Source organism: Granulicella paludicola, assembly GCF_025685545.1.
Taxonomy (GTDB): domain Bacteria; phylum Acidobacteriota; class Terriglobia; order Terriglobales; family Acidobacteriaceae; genus Granulicella; species Granulicella paludicola.
The window spans coordinates 910,497-929,125 of sequence record NZ_JAGSYC010000026.1; the positions used below are offsets into that span (position 1 = coordinate 910,497).

The following is an 18,629-nucleotide window of genomic DNA, read 5'->3' on the forward strand; positions in this document are numbered from 1 at the left end:
ATCTCCTCTTCCTAGTCACAAACAACAACTTTGCCCCTATCGTCTGGGCCCAGCACGCCCATCGGCACCTCGTGATCATGCGGAAACAGCACCAGCCACTTCCCGTCGATCGCCCGCCGCAGAAATTTCTTCCGCTCCTCGATACACCGCAGCGGATCGAGGTCATACCCCATCACCCAAGTCGCCTCAAGGTGTCGGCTCGTCGGAATCAGATCGCTCACAAAGCACGCGTGTTCCCTGGCTCCGCCATGTGCCACACCCTCAATATGCACGCCCAGCACATCCGGAGTATGTCCTGGCAGGGTCTCCACCCACACTCCTGGCACGATCTCCGCAGACTTTTGGATGTTCACCGATGGCAGTTCCTCTGTCCCGCGAAGGCGCGCGTCCTCCGTGGCAAATCTACCTGCGCCCTCCAGGTCGATCAACGTCATCTGCCTGTTCGCGATCAACGGATCGTAGTTTTGAGCGAGATAACTCACCTTGTCGCGATCCCGCTGCAGCCGCGCACTCGCCATCTCACCCGCAGCCGCAAAGTACCGCGCATTTCTGAACGTCGGGGACACGCTGCCATCCTCATGCAAGGTCGTGTTCCATCCGCAGTGGTCGAAGTGCAGATGCGTGTTCACCACATGCGTGACTTCATCCGGATGCACCCCTGCGGCGGTCAGGCTCTTCGGTAGCAGCTGCTTGTTCTCGAGGATTCCGCGCATCTTCGCGGTCTGCTTATTGCCCACGCCGGTCTCGATCAGCACCACCGCCGTCCCCGTGCGCACGACCACGCAGTTCGTGCCCAGCAGCACCCGATTCTCCGCATCGGCAGACATCTTTCGCTGCCACAGCGTCTTCGGCACCACCCCGAACATCGCCCCGCCATCCAGCAGAAAACTGCCATCCGTGCAGACCGTCAGCTCGTAGTGTCCTACGAGCTGACGCCCACGCACCAGCGTCGCCTCTACTACAGGTGCAGCCATCTCCATGCACCGAGTCTACTCTGCCCTCGCGGCACATCGATCAGCCTGCAACCGCAGCAGACCGCCACACCTTACCTTAGTGCTCACGCAAAATAGCCTGCGGCTCCATCCGCGACGCCGCATCCACGATAGCTGCATTCGCCACCGAGGTATCCAGCGCAGCCTTCATAGCTGCCATGCCATCTGTTAGGGGGACTCGCTTCTCCTGGAAGCACGATCGACAAAGCACCGGACGCCCTTGCGTCGGCTTAAACGGCACCGTCGTCTCGATCCCGCAGGCCGAGCACTCCGTTCGGGTCTCCGTACGACTGTACGGCAATACGGACGGTGCGTTGGGGTTCGCTGAACGACCTAGCCCTGCTCGCTTCGCTTTACAAAGCTTGCAACGCTTCGGATCGTTCTTGAACTGCTTGTCGAAAAAAAAGAGTTGCTCTCCGGCAGTGAATACAAAATCATTACCACAGTCGGTGCACTTCAAAAACCTGTCTACAAATTGCATCTGCCTTCTCCCATCGAGCGGGATAAGGCTGAACAGTAGCCTTGGTCGTCGTTTTGATCTTTCCCGGGGTCACGTTCAAGCCTGTAGTTACATCTCTGCTAGGAGCCCGAAGAACGCACAATCCTGACTTGCAACTTCATAAACCAAGATCAAAAAGAGATGGAGGGGATCCAGTCTCTCAGCCCTGCAATTGTTTGTCCGGTAAAGGCTTGTTTCAGCCTCCGACAGACTCCGCTCACTCGTATCATCGAGCTCGCCGCAAACCTGGTTGCCGTCCCGGACCCTCCTGCAGCCTGCAATTGCAGAGCTCCGATCAGGAGGGTCCTTCGCGGTGTTCGTGATCAAGTTCTATGCCTTACGGCTAAAACTAATCTTGTTCCTTGCGGACCTTCTTCCGGTTACGCTTGCGTGCCAATGCTTCCTTCACACGCTTCTTCTCGCCCGGCTTCAGGTAAAACGAGTGACGCTTTACTTCCTTGATGATGTCCTCGGTCTGCACTTTGCGCTTGAAGCGGCGCAACGCATTCTCAAGAGGCTCACCTTCTTGTACTCGAACTTCTGCCAATGGAAATACACCTCCAAACTCGCCCACGTGGCTTCTAATATCTTACGGGTGACACAAGCGTTTTACCATAACCAAAACGTCTGCGACCACTACTTTAATCCAATCGCCCAGAAAACATATCTCGTTGCAGGACAGAATGTTAGCTCTTCCTACATCCGCCACGAAGACTCCCCCAAAGCTACCCATAAAAGCCAATAGAACCCAAAGCCGCTCTCTCGCCTACACTAGCCTCATGGTTCGTTCCTTCCGAGGCATTACCCCCACCGTGCCGGCCACCTGCTACGTCGACCCCTCCGCCCAGGTCCTCGGTGATGTCGTCCTCGGCGACCACGCCTCCATCTGGATGAACGCCGTTGTCCGCGGGGACGTCCACTCCATCCGCATCGGCAACGGCACCAACATTCAGGACTGCGCCGTCCTTCATGGCATGCGCAACCTGCACCCCGTCCACATCGGCAACGGCTGCACCATCGGCCACAACGCCACTGTTCATGGCTGCACTCTCGAAGACGATGTCCTCGTCGGTATGGGCGCCATCATCCTGAACGGAGCGCATATAGGTCAGGGCAGCATCATAGCGGCTGGGGCCCTCATCCCTGAAGGCACCCAGATCCCTCCACGGTCCCTCGTCGCCGGACTCCCTGGCAAGATACGCCGGGCCACCACGGACGAAGATCTCGCACTCATTCGGCACTACGCCTCGAACTACCTCGATTACACCCGCACCTACCTCGCCGAACCGTCGATTTAGCCTTCAGTTACCTCTGACGATGGGAAAATCATCTTCGCCCTAGGTTTCTCTCGGCCAGGGTTAGTCAGCCCTAAGGCACAACGGCTCCCATATTCTTCAGGCACAAAAAAGGGGCCCTGCGGCCCCTTTCTGTTTATAAACAATCCAAACTACTCTTGTGGAGGGGTTGTTGCTGCCGGAGCAGCCATCTGGCTTGCCTTTGCCTTCTCAGCCGAGTTTGTCGCCTTGTCCTGCTGCTTCACCAGCTTTTCCTGCTCTTTCGCTGCCTTGGCATTGTCCTTTGCGGCCTTCTCCTGCGCTTTCTGCTGTTTCTTCTGAGCCTTGGCCTGATCCTTCGTCATCGCATCGCTGGCCGGAGCCGTCGTGCTCTGCGCTGCCGGAGCAGCGTCCTGAGCCATCATGACGCCCATCGGCAAAACCAAAGTCGCGCCCAGAAGGGCTGCATAGAACTTCTTGCTTGTCATCGTTCATCTCCTCTTGGAAAGCGATTTATTGTCACGCGGTCGCAGTGAAGACCCGTCAAAATCGCTGTCGAAAGTTGGATGCTCGTCCATCGACATACGATGTCTTCTCTCGTCGCAGACCACGCAATCTCGCACCCGCGCATCACACTCTCGAACAAGGCACTCGTACTATCCCCCACGTAACGCAAGCGAAAGGCACGCCCATGGCAGACACAAATACCGCTCCCGCAATCACCAAGGAAAAGCTCATCGAACTTCTCAACCAGGACCTCGAGCGCGAGTTCCAGGCCACCATTGCCTACGTCAACTACTCGCAGGTGCTGAAGGGCGCGCAGTACATGAACATAGCTGGTGAGCTCGAGGTTCATGCCAAGGAAGAGCTCGGCCACGCTCTCAAGCTGAGCTACTGGATCGATCTCCTCGGCGGCATGCCCGCCGTTACAGCCAAGACCGTCAAGACCAGCGATAAGGCGACGGACATGCTCCGCTTCGATCTCGAGGCTGAGAAGGAAACCATCGCTAATTACCGCCGTCGCGTCAAGCAAGCCGACGCTCTCGACCAGTTCGCCCTCTCTGAAGATCTTCGCGAGATTCTTCGCGATGAGGCTGACCACCTTAACGCGCTTGCCACGGCCCTTGGCGAAGATACTCCCGACCCCGGCATTGCTCCTGAATAATCCATCACCCGCATTCACTTTTCATTACGGTAAGCGATAGAAATGCAAAAGACCCCGCCAAGGCGGGGTCTTTTGCGTAGCTGGAGAGTGCTTAGGCGGTGGCTACTTCGCTCGCGATGATGTTCACGAAGCGGCCCTTGGTGCCCTTGTTCTGGAACTTGACGATGCCGGTGACCTTCGCGTAGAGGGTGTCGTCGGAGCCGCGGCCGACGTTAAGGCCGGGCTTGTGCGGTGTGCCGCGCTGGCGTACGAGGATGCTGCCGCCAGAGACGAGTTGACCATCGCCACGCTTGATGCCAAGTCGCTGTGCGTTTGAATCGCGACCGTTCTTAGAACTGCCTAGACCTTTTTTATGTGCCATTCTGTGCCTCTTATGGCCGGGGTGCCCGGCGGAATTTTGTGGGGCTGACCCCAGGGGCTAAAGCCCCTTCAAAACTGGATGCCATGATGTCCGGACTAAAGTCCAGACCTATTCAAATCTTAGGCGTCGTAGCTGAAGCCGCCGACGAAGATCTCTTTGATCTTCACTTCAACGAAGCTCTGGCGGTGACCCTGCATCTTCTTGTACTGCTTCTTGCGCTTGTAATGGAAGACGAGGATCTTGTCGCCACGGCCCTCGGAGACGACTTCGGCAGTAACCTTGGCGTCGGTGAGGTTGGACTCGAACTTACCTTCCTGCATGGAGACGGCAACGACTTCGGAGAACTCGATGGTGCCGTTGTCGTGCGCGGCCTTTTCGATGCGGAGCGTGTCGCCGGGAGTTACACGGTACTGCTTACCACCGGTCTTGATAACTGCGTACATAGGATGAAACCTCAATTTCAGTAGAGCGCAGAAGGATACGCCTGCTTTTCCACGAGCTATATAGATGTCTTGTAAGGAGGCGGGGGTGGCGGCTGCCGATGTTCCGGGCTGCCAGCATTCCGGCCCTGCAGAGAGTCCCATGAAGAGACGCGTCTACTTCGCCAAACTCTACGAGTGTACCGGGAAATGGGGTTTCGGGTCAAGAAGGACAGGGAATCGGGAGTGGGGAATCGGGAGCAGGGAGAGGCTGCCCGGTAGAATAGGACGTTGCTGTGAGTGATTTCGCTAAAAATCGAGTGAAGTTTCGTGTCCCCTGGATGATTTTCTGGGTGGGGTTTGGGCTGCGTGTGGCCGTTATTTTGATTGGACATACGTATCGCATACGGGTGGACCAGGGGCACTTCAACTTTGGCTGGGAGATGGGGAGGATCGCCCGATCGGTAGCTACGGGGCAGGGGTTTGCGAATCCCTTCAATGGGGTTTCGGGACCGACGGCGTGGTGCCCCCCGATCTATCCGCTGTTGATGGCGCTGAGTTTCAAGCTGTTCGGGGTGTACTCGAATGGGGCGGCGTTGTTTTTGCTGGTGGTGAACAGCGTCTTTTCTGCCGGGATTGCACCGGGAGTGTATGAGATTGCGGCGCGGTGCTTCGATGCGAAGGGGGTCGCCCGGCGTCGGTCGAAGCATGCGGAGCCGGTGGCGCTCTGGTCGGGGTGGTTGTGGGCGGTATATCCGGCGGCGCTACAGTATGCGATCCACTGGATATGGGAGATGTCGGTTTCGGCGTTCCTGTTTACGTGGATTATTGTGCTGGCGCTGCGGATCAGGGGAGTTGGGGACAGTTCGCTTCCCACCTTAGGCGACGATAAGGCTGTCGGCGAAGACGGGGCACCCAGGTTCCAGCCATGGATATGGTTTGGGGTGTTGTGGGGGCTGCTGAATCTTTCAAATGCTTCGTTGCTGCTTTGCCTGCCCGCGATGATGATCTGGATTGGCTGGCCGGAGTTGAAGCGGCTGGACTGGCCGGTGATCTGGCGCAGTTTTGGCGGGGCTATGCTGGCGGGCGTGGTGATGTGTGTGGTGATGGCGCCTTGGTGGGTTCGGAATGAGCGCGCGCTGCATGCGTTTGTGCCGACGCGGTCGAATCTTGGGTTTGAGCTGTATGAGTCGACGCGGCAGGTGAACGACGGCTTCCAGTGGGGCACGACGCTGCCGCTGTGGCCGGGTGATCCGCAGTTCAGGCACTATGTGCAGGTCGGCGAGATACAGATGGGCAAGGAGCAGGCGGCGAAGGCTGCCGAGAACCGAAAGGCGATGCCGGGGCAGATGGCGAAGTGGTATCTGCAGAGGTTCCTGTTCTTCTGGGATGGGACGCCACATCCTCCGGAGAAGCATCCCGGAGCCGAGTTTGGACGGCAGCTGAGCTATGCGTTCATTAGTGCCTGCGGGCTGCTGGGCTTGGCCTTGATGCTGCGGCGACGTGTTGTGGCAGCGGGGCTGATGGCGATTGTGTTTGTGCTGCTGCCGCTGCCGTATTACCTGATCACGGTGCAGCCGCGGTTCCGGCATCCGATGGAGCCGCTGATTGCGGTGCTGGCGGTGTATCTGTTCCGGTCGACGGAGAAGCCACGGGATAAAGCGGTAGCGGGCTAGTGAAGCAGATCCCCTTCGGGGATGACAAAGAAAAGGATTAGAGGCAACGACGATGTACGAGGTATTGGTAACGGGAGCTTCGGGGTTCTTTGGCGGATTGCTGAAGCGTCGGCTGCTGGCTGAAGGGTTCGCTGTGACGAACATCGACCTGGTGCGGGATGTAGATGCGCATGAGGCACTGACTTCGATTCAGGGCGACATTCGCGATGCGGCGTTGCTGAAGCGGGTGTTTGGCGAGCACAAGTTTGTTGCGGTGTTTCACTGTGCGGCGATGCTGGCGCATGACGTTAAGGACGAGTCGATGCTGTGGACGAGCAACGTGGAGGGGACTCGGCTGGTGGCGCAGGCTGCGGTGGATGCCGGGGTGATGAAGATGGTGAACATCTCTTCGAACTGCCTGTGGGCCGAGGGATTTGGCAGGCCGGTGACCGAGGCGGATGCGCCTGCGCCGGTGGAGCTGTATGGGAAGTCGAAGCTGGAGGCCGAGCATGTGCTGGCGGCGTTACAGCAGGACAACCCTGCCCTGCAGGTGGTGACGCTGCGGTGTCCGACGATCATCGACGGCGGGCGTTTGGGACTGCTGGCAATCCTGTTCGAGTTTATAGAGGACGGCAAGAAGGTGTGGGTCGTTGGCGATGGAAGCAATCGGTATCAGTTCATCTATGCGCAGGACCTAGCAACAGCGTGCCTGCAGTGTTTGAACTACGACAAGTCAAATCTGTTTCACATTGGCAGCGATGATGTACCGACGATGCGCGGAATGTATGAGGCGGTGATTTTGGAGGCTGGGACTAAGGCGCGTGTGGCTTCACTGCCGAAGGCGCCGACGCTTGCGGCGATGAAGCTGGCGCATACGTTAAAGATATCTCCGCTGGGACCGTATCACTACAAGATGATTGCGGAGAGCTTTGTGTTCGATACGGCCCGGATTCGCAGGGAGCTAGGGTGGGCGCCGACGCTGACGAATACGGAGATGATGGTGCGGGCGTTCGACTACTATCACCAGAACAAGCGGGCGATCCATGAGCGCACGGATGTGTCGGCTCATAGCAAGGCTGCGCCGATGGGCGTGATTCGGCTGTTGAAATGGATGTCTTGAGAGCAGGGATTGGGAGTAGGGACAGATGAAGAGTTTTCCGAAGATTCTGGTGCAGCGGTTAGTGGCGGGGGCGCAGATGCCGCGTTACGCGCATGTGGGGCTGTATGGCGATCTGGCTGCGGACTTGTTCGCGGCGGAGGCGGCAACGCTGGCTCCAATTGGAGAGCCTGGAGCGACCGTAATGGTGCGAACAGGGCTGGCGATGGAGTTGCCCTCGACGCATGGAGCGTTGGTGGAGGACCGCTCCGGGCTGGCGGTGCGGGGGATTACTACGCTGGCTGGGGTGATCGACCCGGGGTATCGCGGCGAGCTGAAGATTGTGTTGACGAACCTGACGCCGACGGCGCAGGTGATCGCTCCGGGACATCGGATAGCGCAGCTGCGGATCGTGGAGCGGATCGAGGCGATCTTCGAAGAGACGGACACGATCGCGGAGACGGAGCGCGGTGAGGGTGGGTTCGGGTCGACGGGGCGGTAGTGGTTCGCGCAAGAGTATTTTTGCGATTTATCGAATTGCAATGAAAAAGATGGAACCGATGCAGAAGAGCTGCCGTATCCCTACACATCGCGAGTTGCTCTGAACCATGGCAGAGAGACTCCAGAAAATTGGATATACCGGAGACTCTACTATGCGTTCTATCGTTCTTGCCCTCGCCCTCGTTGCGCCTTTGAGCGCAGTTGCCGCCACCCCCAACACCACCTTCACGACGCCCGATGTTCACTCGCTCCGTTCGCACGATGCGAAGCCACAGCAAGTATTCCTCACGCTGGTCAACCGCACCTCGCAGGATCGCGAAGTCAAGATAGGCAACGATGTATACAAGCTGAACTACAACAGCAAGCTGAATCTTCTTGTTCCCGTGGGTAGCTCGCTGAAGGTGTACAGCCAGACGAACTCGAAGGTGAATGGCCAGGAGCTGATGCAAGTGTCGGCTGACGATCAGAACAAGAGCATCGAGCTGAAGTAAGCAAGAACAGGAAGTAGGGAATAGAACACTGGCGGCGGACCGATGTGACGGGCCCGCCGCGGATGGAAGTGGCCCGCTGACGATGATGCGGGCGTTTTTCTTTAAGCGCGTGGTTCGACCTATACTTGTTTTAGATGCCCAGTGAGTACGAACCATGCGGAGATGCTACCCCGGGGAGTGATGCGCAGCATGAGGCGCTGCTTTCGCCAGCGGCAGAGGCGGCCGGATTGTCGGAGCTGCCTGTAGCTGCAGCGGTCAAGCGCGGAGCTTTTCGCAGCGACCAGGTGTGGAGCTACTTCGGACCGGCGTTTGTGGCTTCGGTGGCATACATCGATCCGGGTAATTTTGCGACAAACATTCTGGGTGGAAGCCAGTTCGGCTATCGGCTGCTGTGGGTGCTGCTGTGGTCGAATGCGATGGCGATCCTGATCCAGTACCTATCGGCCAAACTGGGAATCGTGACGGGGTGCACGCTTCCGCAGAGCTGCCGCAAACATTTTTCGCGGCCAGTCACGATTCTGTTGTGGGTGTGTGCCGAAATCTCGGCTGTGGCTACGGACCTGGCGGAGTTCCTGGGAGCGGCGCTGGGTTTGGATCTGCTGATCGGGCCAGCCCTGCTGGCGCATGGGTTCTCGGCGACGGGAGCGATGTTCTTCTCGGCAATGATCGCGACGGTGGCGGTGTTTGGCATCCTGGCGTTGGATCTTGCGGGGTTTCAGTGGCTGGAGCGTGGCATCATGGCGTTCGTCGGGGTGATTGGGCTGTGCTACGGGTTTGAGGTGTTCCTGGTGCATCCGGACTGGCACCAGACGTTTATCTCGACGATCCTGCCGACGTTCGACCTGCGCAGCCATAAGGCGATGAGCGGCAGCGTGTTTGCTGCGGTGGGCATGCTGGGTGCGACGGTGATGCCGCATGTGATCTATCTGCATTCGGCGCTGGTGCAGCCGCGGCTGAGGGAGATGTCGCCTGTCGCGAAGAAGCCGAAGCGGTGGATGCTGGAGCAGTATCTGCGATTTGAGCTGGTCGATGTGTTCGTGGCGATGAATGGAGCGTGGCTGATCAATAGCGCCATGATCGTGATGGCGGCGGTGGCTCTGGGTGCGGGGTATGGCAAGGGGCCGGACTTCGCACCGACGATCGAGGACGCGTTCCACACGCTGGGGCCGCTGCTGGGTAAGGGAGCGGCGGTGGTATTTGCGGTGGCGCTGCTGTGCTCAGGGCTGTCGAGCTCGACGGTGGGCGTGATGGCGGGGCAGGTAATCATCGAGGGATTTCTCGAGATCAAGTTTCCTATCTTTCTGCGGCGGTTTATTACGGTGGTGCCTGCGCTGATCGTGATTGGGGTGGGGGCCGATCCGCTGAAGATCCTGATCGATTCACAGGTGCTTCTGAGCTTTACGCTGCCGGCTGCGCTGATTCCGTTGCTGATCTTGACGAACAGACACGACGTGATGGGCGACTTTGTGAGCGCGGCGAGGACGAAGGTGGCAGGGTGGGTGGTGACGGCGGTGATTCTGGCTTTGAATGCGGTTCTGCTGGTGCAGGTGCTTTGAGACAGGTAGCGTGGAGTAGGCAGTAGGAAGTAGAAAAAGAAAAGGCTCGCCTGATGGCGAGCCCTTCGTTTTTTAATGGATGGTTGAGGATCAGTGGGGGTGACCGCCGCCTTCGTGCGGAGCCTCGTGGGGTGCGGCGGGAGCAGCGTGCGGCGCTTCTACGTGCGGCGCTGACTGCTGGGCAGGGCGAGCCTGCTGTTCGGGCCGTTGCTGCTGGACTTCACGCTGCGGTTGAACCTGCTGCTGGCGCTGCTGCTGCATCTGCTGTGGCCGCTGCTGTACCTGCTGCTGCTGAACTCGCTGCTGTTGCTGTTGTTGGACCTGCTGACGCTGCTGTTGCTGCACCTGCTGATTGCGCTGCTGCACCTGCTGTGTACGCTGTTGCTGCTGCACTTGCTGAGTACGCTCCTGCTGCTGCACTTGCTGAGTGCGCTGTTGCTGCTGCACCTGCTGGGTCCGTTGCTGTTCCTGCACGTTATGCTGCTGAAGCTGCTGATTGCGCTGCTGCTCCTGAACATTACGTTGTTGCTCTTGACCGTTGCGCTGCTGTTGGACTTCGTTGCGCTGTTGCAGGTTCTGGTTACGCTGCTGTTCCTGAACGTTGCGCTGTTGTTCCTGCCCGTTCCGCTGCTGCTGTTGTTGCTGCACGGCTACGCTGCGCTGCTCCTGCTGCTGCACTTGGCGTGGAGCGGAGGCGATGCCGCGCGTTTCGCCGACACCGCGAGCGGCAAAGGCCTGAGCCGGACGACCGTTGTTGGCGCTGAAGCGCTGTTGCGGGTTCTGGAATGACGACTGGCGGAGTTGCTGCTGGGCAGCGACAGGGCCAGCATGCTGCTCACCGCGTGCGGCCAGTTCGGTGGGACGAGGACGCACATTGATGCCGCCACGTCCGCCGTTGAAGCTGACGCGGTTGTCAGGACGAGCGTTGTAAGAGCGACCGTTATAGACCACATTGCGGTTGTAAACGTAGCTGTTGTTGATGCGGCCTACGTTGGTGACGCTGCGGTTGTAGTAGAAGTTGTTGCCGTGCCAGAAGCCGCCGAAGTAGCCTATGCCGATGTAACCGTAGCCGTAGTTAACGCCGCCGTAAAAGCCTACATGCGGTCCCCAGTAGCCGTGATGGAAGGCGTAGCGGCCACCGTAGTAGCCCCAGTAGGGAGGTGTCCAGAGAGCGCCATAGTACGGTGGGGCGCACCAGGCACCGGGAACCCAGTAATAGCCGTCAGCACCCCAGGCCCAGTAGCCGGGCGTCCAAAGGTAGTTGGGATCGGGAGCAGGTGGCTGATCGTATTCAGGAAGCTCTGGCGGTGCCTGCGAGGCGTATTCGTACTGCGCGTCGGCACCGTTGTCGGATGGGGGAGGCGCGTTGTAGGCGTAGTTCTGATCGCCGCCCTGCGTGTCGGCCAAAGCTTGTTCGCCGTAGGTTTCGCTCTGCTGCTGCGGGGCATAGGAGGCGCTGGTGCCCATGACGGCGGAGGACTGACCACTGGTCGAGCCAGAGGCGACGGGGGCGGCCATGTTGGCGGCTGCGGGGTCGACGCCTCCGTTGCCGGAGATGATGGGGGCGCTGTTGCTGCCGCTGGCACAGCCGTTGCAGCCCGAGAGACCAACGATGAACGCGGAGGAGAGAGCCAGTGTGGCTGCGGCGAGATAGCGAGTGTTGCGCTGATGAGATTTCATGGGACGTACAGCTCCTTGCTTACGTGGAGCAGCTGGGTGCGGCTGCTTTTGATGCACTGTCTTGTGATGCCGAGAGGTTCGCTGGGGGGTGTTCGGAAGATCGTTTTCGTGGCAAGAAAAAGCGGCCTGCCCTCTGAACGGAGGCGGCCGCTTCGGTTTGAGCATCGCTTTAGTGCTTTCCGCCGCTTTCGTGGGGTGCCGGGTGCTGGGCTGCAGGTCTGGATTGCTGCATCCGAGGCTGCGGCTGCTGACGACCCTGTGCGCCCTGCTGATGGGCCTGCTGCGGCTGCTGCTGAGCGCGGTTCTGCTGTACCTGCTGGCGTTGCTGGAAGGTGCCAGCATTGTTGGCGATGGGGCGATTTGCGCCGAGCGGCTGCTGCTGGGCGGTCATGGCCGGACGCCCATGGTTGTTGTTGAAGGCGGCTTGCGGGTTTTGGGCGGCGTTGTTACGCAGGTTGCGCTGACCGGGGAGAGCGGCGGTGTGCGCCTCGTGCATCGCGGCCATTTCGCCGGGGCGAGGGGCCATGTTGATGCCGCCGTGTCCACCGTTGTAGCTGACCCGCACGGTGGGACGCGCGCCGTAGGTGACGTGGTTGTAGACCACGGTGCGGTTGTAGACGTTGGTGACCGAGACGCGAGCGCCGACGTTGGTCACGGCGCGGTTGTAGATGAAGGCGTTGCCATGCCAGTAACCGCCGAAGTAGCCGGTGCCGATGTAGCCAAAGCCATAGTTGATGCCGCCGTAGAAGCCGATGTGGAGGCCCCAGTAGCCGCCGTGCCAGCGGTAGCGGCCGCCGTACCAGCCCCAGTAGCCGGGGGTCCAGAGAGCGCCGTAGTAAGGCGGGACGATCCAGACACCGGGGACCCAGTAGTAGCCGACATCGCCGTAGCCCCAGTAGCCGGGTGTCCAGAGATAGTTGTCGCCGGGGGCTTCGGGCTGGTCGTAGTCGGGGAGTGCGGGGGGCGCCTGATCTGAGGAGATGTCGGCGTCGTCAAGCGCCTGCTGACCGGCAGCGATCTGGGTGTCGGCCTGGGGGTCGGTGACGTCGGTGGGCGGAGCGTTGTATGAGTCGTCAGGCGAGCCAGCTACCGGCTGCTGTGGGCTGGGAGCACTGCGGACGATGGGAGCAGGGGCCTGCTGTGGCGGAGGGCCGCTGAGCTGATTCTGGGGCGCGGCATATTGATTGGTCGTTGGCTGGGCAACGACCGGAGACAACTGCTGCTGGGCAGCGGCGGCATCGCCGGGGGCCATGTTGGCCAGTGCGGGATCGGGGCCGGAGTCGTCAGGCGACGGAGCAGTCTGCTGGGCGTAGGCGGCGGTGCCGAAGGCCAGCGCGGCTGCGAGGCCAGCGAGATGGGGCAAGCGGCGGAGAAACTTGCTGGAAGCGGACGTAGTCGTCATCGTCATAGTCTTTCTAACTCCCGTGCCGGGGGAAAGTTTCTGTGCCGGGCTGTTTACCGGGCACGGAGGCACGCTTTCTTGAGATGCGGTTGAGGGTTACAGGGTATCAGCGGAAGGACGTTCAGCAGAAAGACGTTGGCGGATGCGAAAGGTCGAAGGGTGGGGGTAAAATCTTGGCATGACGAGCTGCGAACGACCGGCAAACCTCGACAGCCGCACGCGCGCCGTGCAGGCACCGCGCGTCAAGCGCTTTCGCCGCGGACGACATGACCGCGGTCGCAGCTAGAGCCGCGACTTTCCCGTACCCCTTACAAAATATTTGCCGCTGAGAGCCTACGTAGGCGTCGCAGCGGCCCCCGGAAACCTCTAAAGCCGCATCATCCCGGGTTCTGCGTTTGAAGCGCAGAACTCCCCGCGATAGATCAGGAGACCCGCGTCATGTCAGAAGCAAAGTCGACTCACCCCAACAGCTTTAACGCCGCCGCCACGCTGAAGAGCGGCAGCCAGACCGTGAATTACTACAGCCTTGCAGCGCTGAAGGATACGAAGCTTGCGAAGCTGCCGTTTTCGTTGCGCATTCTGCTTGAAAACCTGCTGCGCTGCGAGGACGGCAAGACCGTTACGGCCGATGACATCAAGTTCCTCGCGAACTGGGATGCCAAGGCGGAGCCGAGCCGCGAGATCGCGTATATGCCTGCGCGTGTGCTGATGCAGGATTTCACCGGCGTACCTGCGATCGTGGATCTGGCCGCGATGCGCGATGCGATGAAGGTGCTGGGCGGCGATCCGGAGAAGATCAATCCACTGCAGCCAGCGGAGCTGGTGATTGACCACTCGGTGCAGGTGGATGAGTATGGCACGCCGAACGCGTATGACCTGAATGCGGCGCTGGAGTTCACGCGTAACCGTGAGCGCTATGCGTTTCTCAAGTGGGGACAAACGGCGTTCAACAACTTCAGCGCAGTGCCGCCGGGCATGGGCATCTGTCACCAGGTGAATCTGGAATACCTTGCCCGGGTGACCTTCACGAAGACGGAAGAAGATGGTTCGGTGACGGCGTACCCGGACACGCTGGTCGGCACGGATTCGCACACGACGATGGTGAACGGCCTGGGCGTGCTGGGCTGGGGCGTGGGCGGCATCGAGGCAGAGGCTGCCATGCTGGGACAACCGGTGTCGATGCTGGTGCCGCAGGTGGTGGGCTTCAAACTGAGCGGGAAGCTGAAGGAAGGCACGACTGCAACGGACCTGGTGCTGACAGTGACCGAGGCGTTGCGCAAGCTGGGTGTCGTCGGCAAGTTTGTGGAGTTCTTTGGGCCTGGCATCAGCGAGCTGCCGCTGGCAGATCGCGCGACGATTGCAAACATGGCTCCCGAGTACGGCGCGACCTGCGGCATCTTTCCGGTGGATGCGGAGACGCTGCGCTACCTGAAGCTGACGGGACGTACGGACGAGCAGATTACGCTGGTGGAGGATTACTACAAGGCGCAGGGCATGTTCCACACGGCAGAGGCGGCGGAGGCGGAGTACTCGGCGACGTTGGAGCTGGACCTCAGCACGGTAGAGCCGAGCGTGGCTGGACCGAAGCGCCCTCAGGACCGTGTGCTGCTGTCAGAGACGCCTGCCAGCTTTGCGAAGCAGCTGCCTGCGCTGCAAGGACTTAACGCGAATAAGGCGGTCGTGAAACAGATGGTGCGCTGGGAGGGTGAGGGTGGGCATACTTCGCTGAGCGGCGATCTTGCCAGTAGCAAGGGCTCACCCGCGCCAGAGGTTCCGGAGCTGGTGACGGTGCTGACGACGACGCATGAAGATCGCGGCGGCGATGGTGCCTCGGTTGGAACTACGGAGACAGCGCATTCGGTACAGGCGCGGTTTGGTGTCGACCCGGAGAAGTATCTCTGCGACGGTTCGATTGTGATTGCAGCGATTACGAGCTGTACCAACACGAGCAATCCATATGTGATGATGGCCGCCGGTTTGCTGGCGAAGAAAGCCGTCGAGAAGGGGCTGACGACGCCTCCGTGGGTGAAGACGTCGCTGGCTCCGGGATCGCGCGTGGTGACGGACTATTACACCCGTGCTGGGCTGCTGCCGTATCTCGACAAGCTGCGGTTCCAGGTCGTTGGCTATGGCTGCACGACCTGTATCGGCAACTCTGGCCCTCTGCCTACGGATGTTTCGAGCGCGATCGAGAAGGAAGGCCTGGTTGCGGTGTCGGTGCTGTCGGGCAATCGTAACTTCGAAGGCCGTATTTCGCCGGAGGTTCGGGCGAACTACCTGATGAGCCCACCGCTGGTGGTGGCGTATGCGCTGGCAGGACATATCGCACATGATTTCGTGAACGATCCCATCGGCGACGACCAGGACGGCCATCCGATCTACCTGAAGGACATCTGGCCGACGCAGAAGGAGGTCGCGGATACGGTGGCAAGCTGCATCGATTCCACGATGTTCCGCACGCAGTATGCGACGGTGAGCGATGGCGATGCGAACTGGCAGAACTTGAAGTTCCCGAGCGGTGAGGTGTATGGCTGGGAGACGGATTCGACCTACATCCGCAAGGCTCCGTACTTCGACGGCATGCCTGCGACACCGGCAGAGGTGACGGAGATCGCCGACGCACGGGTGCTGGCAGTGCTGGGCGATTCGGTGACGACGGACCATATTTCTCCGGCGGGTTCGATCAAGCTGAACGGACCGGCGGGCAAATACCTCAGCGAGAACGGCGTAAAGCCGCACGACTTCAACTCCTACGGCAGCCGTCGTGGCAACCACGAGGTAATGGTGCGGGGCACATTTGCGAACGTTCGCCTGCGCAACAAGCTGGCTCCGGGCACGGAGGGCGGCGTGACGCGCCTTCTGCCGGAGGGTACCGGGATGTCGATCTATGATGCGTCGGTGGAGTATGCCAAGCGTGGAACGCCGCTCGCGATCCTGGCGGGTAAGGAGTATGGCTCTGGATCGTCGCGCGACTGGGCGGCCAAGGGACCTCGGCTGCTGGGCATCAAGTTTGTGATCGCTGAGAGCTATGAGCGCATCCACCGCTCCAACCTGGTCGGCATGGGAATTTTGCCGCTGCAGTTCAAAGCGGGTGAGCATGCCGAGTCATTTGGACTAACGGGTGAGGAGACGTTCTCGCTGAGTGGGCTGAAGGCGATGCTCGATGACAAGTTCGCCGGTGGCAAGGAGATGAAAGTCACTGCGACCGCTGCGGACGGGAAGAAGACAGAGTTTACTGCGACGGTGCGTATCGATACGCCGCAGGAGATTCTGTACTACCAGCATGGCGGCATTCTGCAGTATGTGCTGCGGCAGCTGGCGGGCAAGGCGTAAGATCAGGAAAAGAACACAGCGAAGCCTCCCGGATCACTCCGGGAGGCTTTGCCGTTTGGTTTCGTTGCGGCGAAGGTGGGCACTGATTCTCCGTTCAAGCACACCCATGCCGACAGGAGCTACAAAGAGCCAGCGCAGGGGCAGGAGCCAGACGCCGAAGAGGCAGGCCACCAGCGAGGCGCACATGCCGTAGAGGCGTACGCGGAGTGGCAACAGGTTGGCGTCGTTATGGATGTGGCCGTGGGCGCTGCAGAGCTCGAGCTTGAGAGCGAGTACGGCGGCGATGGCGAACTCGTGGATGAAGTAGAGGGTGAGTACGGAGGGGTCGGAGAAGTGGGCGCCGAGCAGGGAGGTGGTGTAGGGCAGGATGGAGATGAGGCCGAGGAAGGCGAAGGTGGAGATCAGCGCACTGCGGCCCACGGTTTCTACGGCCTGAAAGACGTCGTGCTGCAAGGTCCAGAAGCGGGCGGCGAGGCCGAAGGTGAGTGCGAAGCTGATCCACTGCTCCCACTCGGGCTTGATGGCGGCCCATACCTGGCCGTGGGGGAAGGTGGTGGGGACCTTGAGGTCGAGTACAAGCAACGTCATGGCGATGGCAAAGATGCCGTCGCTGAGTGCCTCGATACGCTGCTTTTTGTACATGGCCCCATTCTGAGGCAAGGCGGCAGCGGCGGCAATGATCTTCTGCCGGGAAGCTTTAGAGGTAGTAGAAGGTGGCGGTGCAGGTGTTGGCGTTGGCCGACTTGGGGCCGGGCACGAGGAAGACAGAGAAACTGCCGAGTGTACCGTGATCGACCACATAGGAGTCCTGTGGCACCGAGGTCGAGCCGGAGGTGAACTTGACGGCGAAGGTCTGCTTAGGGGAAGGGCGCTTGATGGGGATGGCGCCGGGTCGTGTGGGCTGATCGGTGACCGTGGTGTCGTATGGACTGGTTACCACGGCCAGCTGCAGTTCAGATATTTGCTGATTGTCCATGTAGATATGGAAGCTGGAGCCGACGACGGACTCAAAGTTTGTTCGCGTAAGCAAGCCTTGTTGATAGGCGCCTAGAGCGGCGTTCGAGAAGCGAGGGATGCCGAGCCGGTTGCTGGCTTGAGCAAAGAGCTTCCGTGTTGAAGCTGCCCAGGCGAGCGCGGCCGAGGAGAGCGCGAGAAAATGCCGACGTGTAGCCATGGAGGACCCGGGGATACTGAAAAGTTGGTAAGGCTCTGCTTGAGGAGTGGCCTCATCATACGACAGCGGGAGGCGGAGTGCATCTAAAAAGCGGAAAAGGTGTGGGTTAGGGATTTTCGGAGATGCTTTTAGTCGTCTGGGATAGGCAGGTGGGTTGGCTGGCCGTTAGCATGGGAGGGTATGGCGATCATGACCGAAAAGACGATGTACCTGCCGGAGATACTGGCGCATACGCGGACGGTAGTGGCTGAGCGGAAGGCTTCAGCAGATTTCTCGGCTCTGGAGCAGGCGGCGGCGACCCATGTGCCGCGAGGGTTCGCGCGAGCGCTACGAGCGAAGGCTAGCGCGGAAGGACTCGCCGTGATCGCGGAGCTGAAGAAGGCTTCGCCATCGAAGGGGTTGATCCGCGAAGGCTTTGAGGCGGCGGAGCTGGCTCCGATGATGGAGGCTGGTGGAGCGGCAGTGCTTTCGGTGCTGACCGATGAACGGTTCTTCCAGGGGTCTCTCGAGAACCTGCGGCGGGCCAGCGCAGCGGTGACGATTCCGTGTCTGCGCAAGGATTTCATGGTGGACCCGTTCCAGGTGCTGGAGGCGCGCGCGAACGGCGCTGATGCGATTCTGCTGATCGTGGCGGCGCTGAACGACTCGGAGTTGCGGACGTTGCGAAGTACGGCGAAGGCACTGGAGCTCGATGTGTTGTGCGAGGTGCATGATGGCGATGAGCTGGAGCGTGCTCTCTCGCTGGAGTGCGAGTGTGTGGGCGTGAACAGCCGCGATTTGAAGACGTTCGAGGTGTCGCTGGATCGAGCGTGTGAGCTGGCGTCGCGGCTGCCGGAGTCGTCGGTGAAGGTGGCGGAGAGTGGGATTCACTCGTCTGAAGACATGAAGCGTCTGCGCGCGGCGGGGTATGAGGCGTTCCTCATTGGGGAATCTCTGATGCGGCAGCAGCATCCCGGAGACGGATTAAAGCGTCTGTTAGAAGCAGCACGATAATCAGATACGAAGAGACCAGCTGGGGCTAGAGGGAAAGC

18 protein-coding genes and 1 pseudogene are annotated in these 18,629 nt (G+C 60.1%); 9 read left to right on the plus strand and 10 right to left on the minus strand.

Translation table 11 applies throughout. The annotated features are described in order from the left end of the window. Positions 1 to 11: 11 nt before the first annotated feature. The 3 genes and pseudogenes from OHL14_RS19375 to rpsU form a co-directional block, all read right to left on the minus strand. Positions 12 to 974 (minus strand): MBL fold metallo-hydrolase, encoded by a 963-nt coding sequence (locus tag OHL14_RS19375; RefSeq protein WP_263381021.1) that lies wholly within the window; start codon positions 972 to 974, stop codon positions 12 to 14. A gap of 208 nt (positions 975 to 1,182) precedes the next feature. Continuing rightward, positions 1,183 to 1,473 (minus strand): annotated as a pseudogene (locus tag OHL14_RS19380) (zinc-ribbon domain containing protein); the annotation flags it as partial. Between the two features lie 367 nt (positions 1,474 to 1,840). Then, positions 1,841 to 2,038, minus strand: a complete 198-nt coding sequence (gene rpsU / locus OHL14_RS19385; protein WP_014267628.1) for a 30S ribosomal protein S21 — start codon at positions 2,036 to 2,038, stop codon at positions 1,841 to 1,843. A 232-nt stretch (positions 2,039 to 2,270) separates the two neighbouring features. Between rpsU and OHL14_RS19390 the strand changes: the two genes are divergently transcribed. Continuing rightward, complete coding sequence (locus OHL14_RS19390; protein ID WP_263381022.1) at positions 2,271 to 2,789, plus strand: gamma carbonic anhydrase family protein; 519 nt, start codon at positions 2,271 to 2,273, stop codon at positions 2,787 to 2,789. A gap of 149 nt (positions 2,790 to 2,938) precedes the next feature. Here OHL14_RS19390 and OHL14_RS19395 read toward each other — a convergent pair whose 3' ends face one another. Continuing rightward, complete coding sequence (locus tag OHL14_RS19395) at positions 2,939 to 3,253, minus strand: hypothetical protein (RefSeq protein WP_263381023.1); 315 nt, start codon at positions 3,251 to 3,253, stop codon at positions 2,939 to 2,941. 203 nt (positions 3,254 to 3,456) lie between these two features. Here OHL14_RS19395 and OHL14_RS19400 point away from each other — a divergent pair, with 203 nt between their 5' ends. Further along, positions 3,457 to 3,930: a ferritin-like domain-containing protein gene (locus OHL14_RS19400; RefSeq protein ID WP_263381024.1), complete on the plus strand. Its 474-nt coding sequence runs from the start codon at positions 3,457 to 3,459 to the stop codon at positions 3,928 to 3,930. 91 nt (positions 3,931 to 4,021) lie between these two features. Here OHL14_RS19400 and rpmA read toward each other — a convergent pair whose 3' ends face one another. Beyond that, a complete protein-coding gene (gene rpmA / locus OHL14_RS19405; protein ID WP_263381025.1) occupies positions 4,022 to 4,291 on the minus strand; it encodes a 50S ribosomal protein L27 in 270 nt (89 codons plus the stop codon). A gap of 119 nt (positions 4,292 to 4,410) precedes the next feature. After that, positions 4,411 to 4,734, minus strand: a complete 324-nt coding sequence (gene rplU, locus OHL14_RS19410; protein ID WP_263381026.1) for a 50S ribosomal protein L21 — start codon at positions 4,732 to 4,734, stop codon at positions 4,411 to 4,413. Positions 4,735 to 5,030: 296 nt separating this feature from the next. On the opposite strand from rplU, the gene OHL14_RS19415 reads away from it, so the two are divergent. The 5 genes from OHL14_RS19415 (at position 5,031) to OHL14_RS19435 (ending at position 10,009) form a co-directional block, all read left to right on the plus strand. Beyond that, positions 5,031 to 6,386 carry a hypothetical protein gene (locus OHL14_RS19415; RefSeq protein WP_263381027.1) on the plus strand — a complete coding sequence of 452 codons (1,356 nt, stop codon included), beginning with the start codon at positions 5,031 to 5,033 and terminating at the stop codon, positions 6,384 to 6,386. Positions 6,387 to 6,438: 52 nt separating this feature from the next. Beyond that, the gene (locus tag OHL14_RS19420) at positions 6,439 to 7,485 is read left to right on the plus strand and encodes an NAD-dependent epimerase/dehydratase family protein (RefSeq protein ID WP_263381028.1); all 1,047 of its coding nucleotides are present in this window, start codon (positions 6,439 to 6,441) and stop codon (positions 7,483 to 7,485) included. Between the two features lie 25 nt (positions 7,486 to 7,510). Beyond that, entirely contained in the window at positions 7,511 to 7,963 is a 453-nt protein-coding gene (gene dut, locus OHL14_RS19425) for a dUTP diphosphatase (protein ID WP_263381029.1), read from the plus strand. 151 nt (positions 7,964 to 8,114) lie between these two features. Then, on the plus strand, positions 8,115 to 8,453 hold the full coding sequence (locus tag OHL14_RS19430) for a hypothetical protein (RefSeq protein WP_263381030.1): 339 nt from the start codon (positions 8,115 to 8,117) through the stop codon (positions 8,451 to 8,453). A 134-nt stretch (positions 8,454 to 8,587) separates the two neighbouring features. Next, positions 8,588 to 10,009 carry an Nramp family divalent metal transporter gene (locus OHL14_RS19435; protein WP_263381031.1) on the plus strand — a complete coding sequence of 474 codons (1,422 nt, stop codon included), beginning with the start codon at positions 8,588 to 8,590 and terminating at the stop codon, positions 10,007 to 10,009. A 90-nt stretch (positions 10,010 to 10,099) separates the two neighbouring features. Here the strand turns inward: OHL14_RS19435 and OHL14_RS19440 are convergent, their stop codons facing one another. Together OHL14_RS19440 and OHL14_RS19445 are read right to left on the minus strand one after the other, a co-directional pair. Continuing rightward, the gene (locus OHL14_RS19440; RefSeq protein WP_263381032.1) at positions 10,100 to 11,689 is read right to left on the minus strand and encodes a YXWGXW repeat-containing protein; all 1,590 of its coding nucleotides are present in this window, start codon (positions 11,687 to 11,689) and stop codon (positions 10,100 to 10,102) included. Between the two features lie 169 nt (positions 11,690 to 11,858). Beyond that, positions 11,859 to 13,091, minus strand: a complete 1,233-nt coding sequence (locus OHL14_RS19445; protein WP_263381033.1) for a YXWGXW repeat-containing protein — start codon at positions 13,089 to 13,091, stop codon at positions 11,859 to 11,861. A gap of 438 nt (positions 13,092 to 13,529) precedes the next feature. Between OHL14_RS19445 and acnA the strand changes: the two genes are divergently transcribed. Further along, a complete protein-coding gene (gene acnA, locus OHL14_RS19450; RefSeq protein ID WP_263381034.1) occupies positions 13,530 to 16,424 on the plus strand; it encodes an aconitate hydratase in 2,895 nt (964 codons plus the stop codon). Positions 16,425 to 16,457: 33 nt separating this feature from the next. Here acnA and OHL14_RS19455 read toward each other — a convergent pair whose 3' ends face one another. Continuing rightward, positions 16,458 to 17,066, minus strand: a complete 609-nt coding sequence (locus OHL14_RS19455; RefSeq protein ID WP_263381035.1) for a TMEM175 family protein — start codon at positions 17,064 to 17,066, stop codon at positions 16,458 to 16,460. A gap of 55 nt (positions 17,067 to 17,121) precedes the next feature. Continuing rightward, positions 17,122 to 17,598, minus strand: coding sequence for a DUF6916 family protein (locus OHL14_RS19460; RefSeq protein WP_263381036.1), 477 nt, complete (start codon positions 17,596 to 17,598; stop codon positions 17,122 to 17,124). 189 nt (positions 17,599 to 17,787) lie between these two features. On the opposite strand from OHL14_RS19460, the gene trpC reads away from it, so the two are divergent. After that, positions 17,788 to 18,591, plus strand: coding sequence for an indole-3-glycerol phosphate synthase TrpC (gene trpC, locus OHL14_RS19465; protein ID WP_396271434.1), 804 nt, complete (start codon positions 17,788 to 17,790; stop codon positions 18,589 to 18,591). The last annotated feature ends 38 nt before the right edge of the window (positions 18,592 to 18,629 follow it).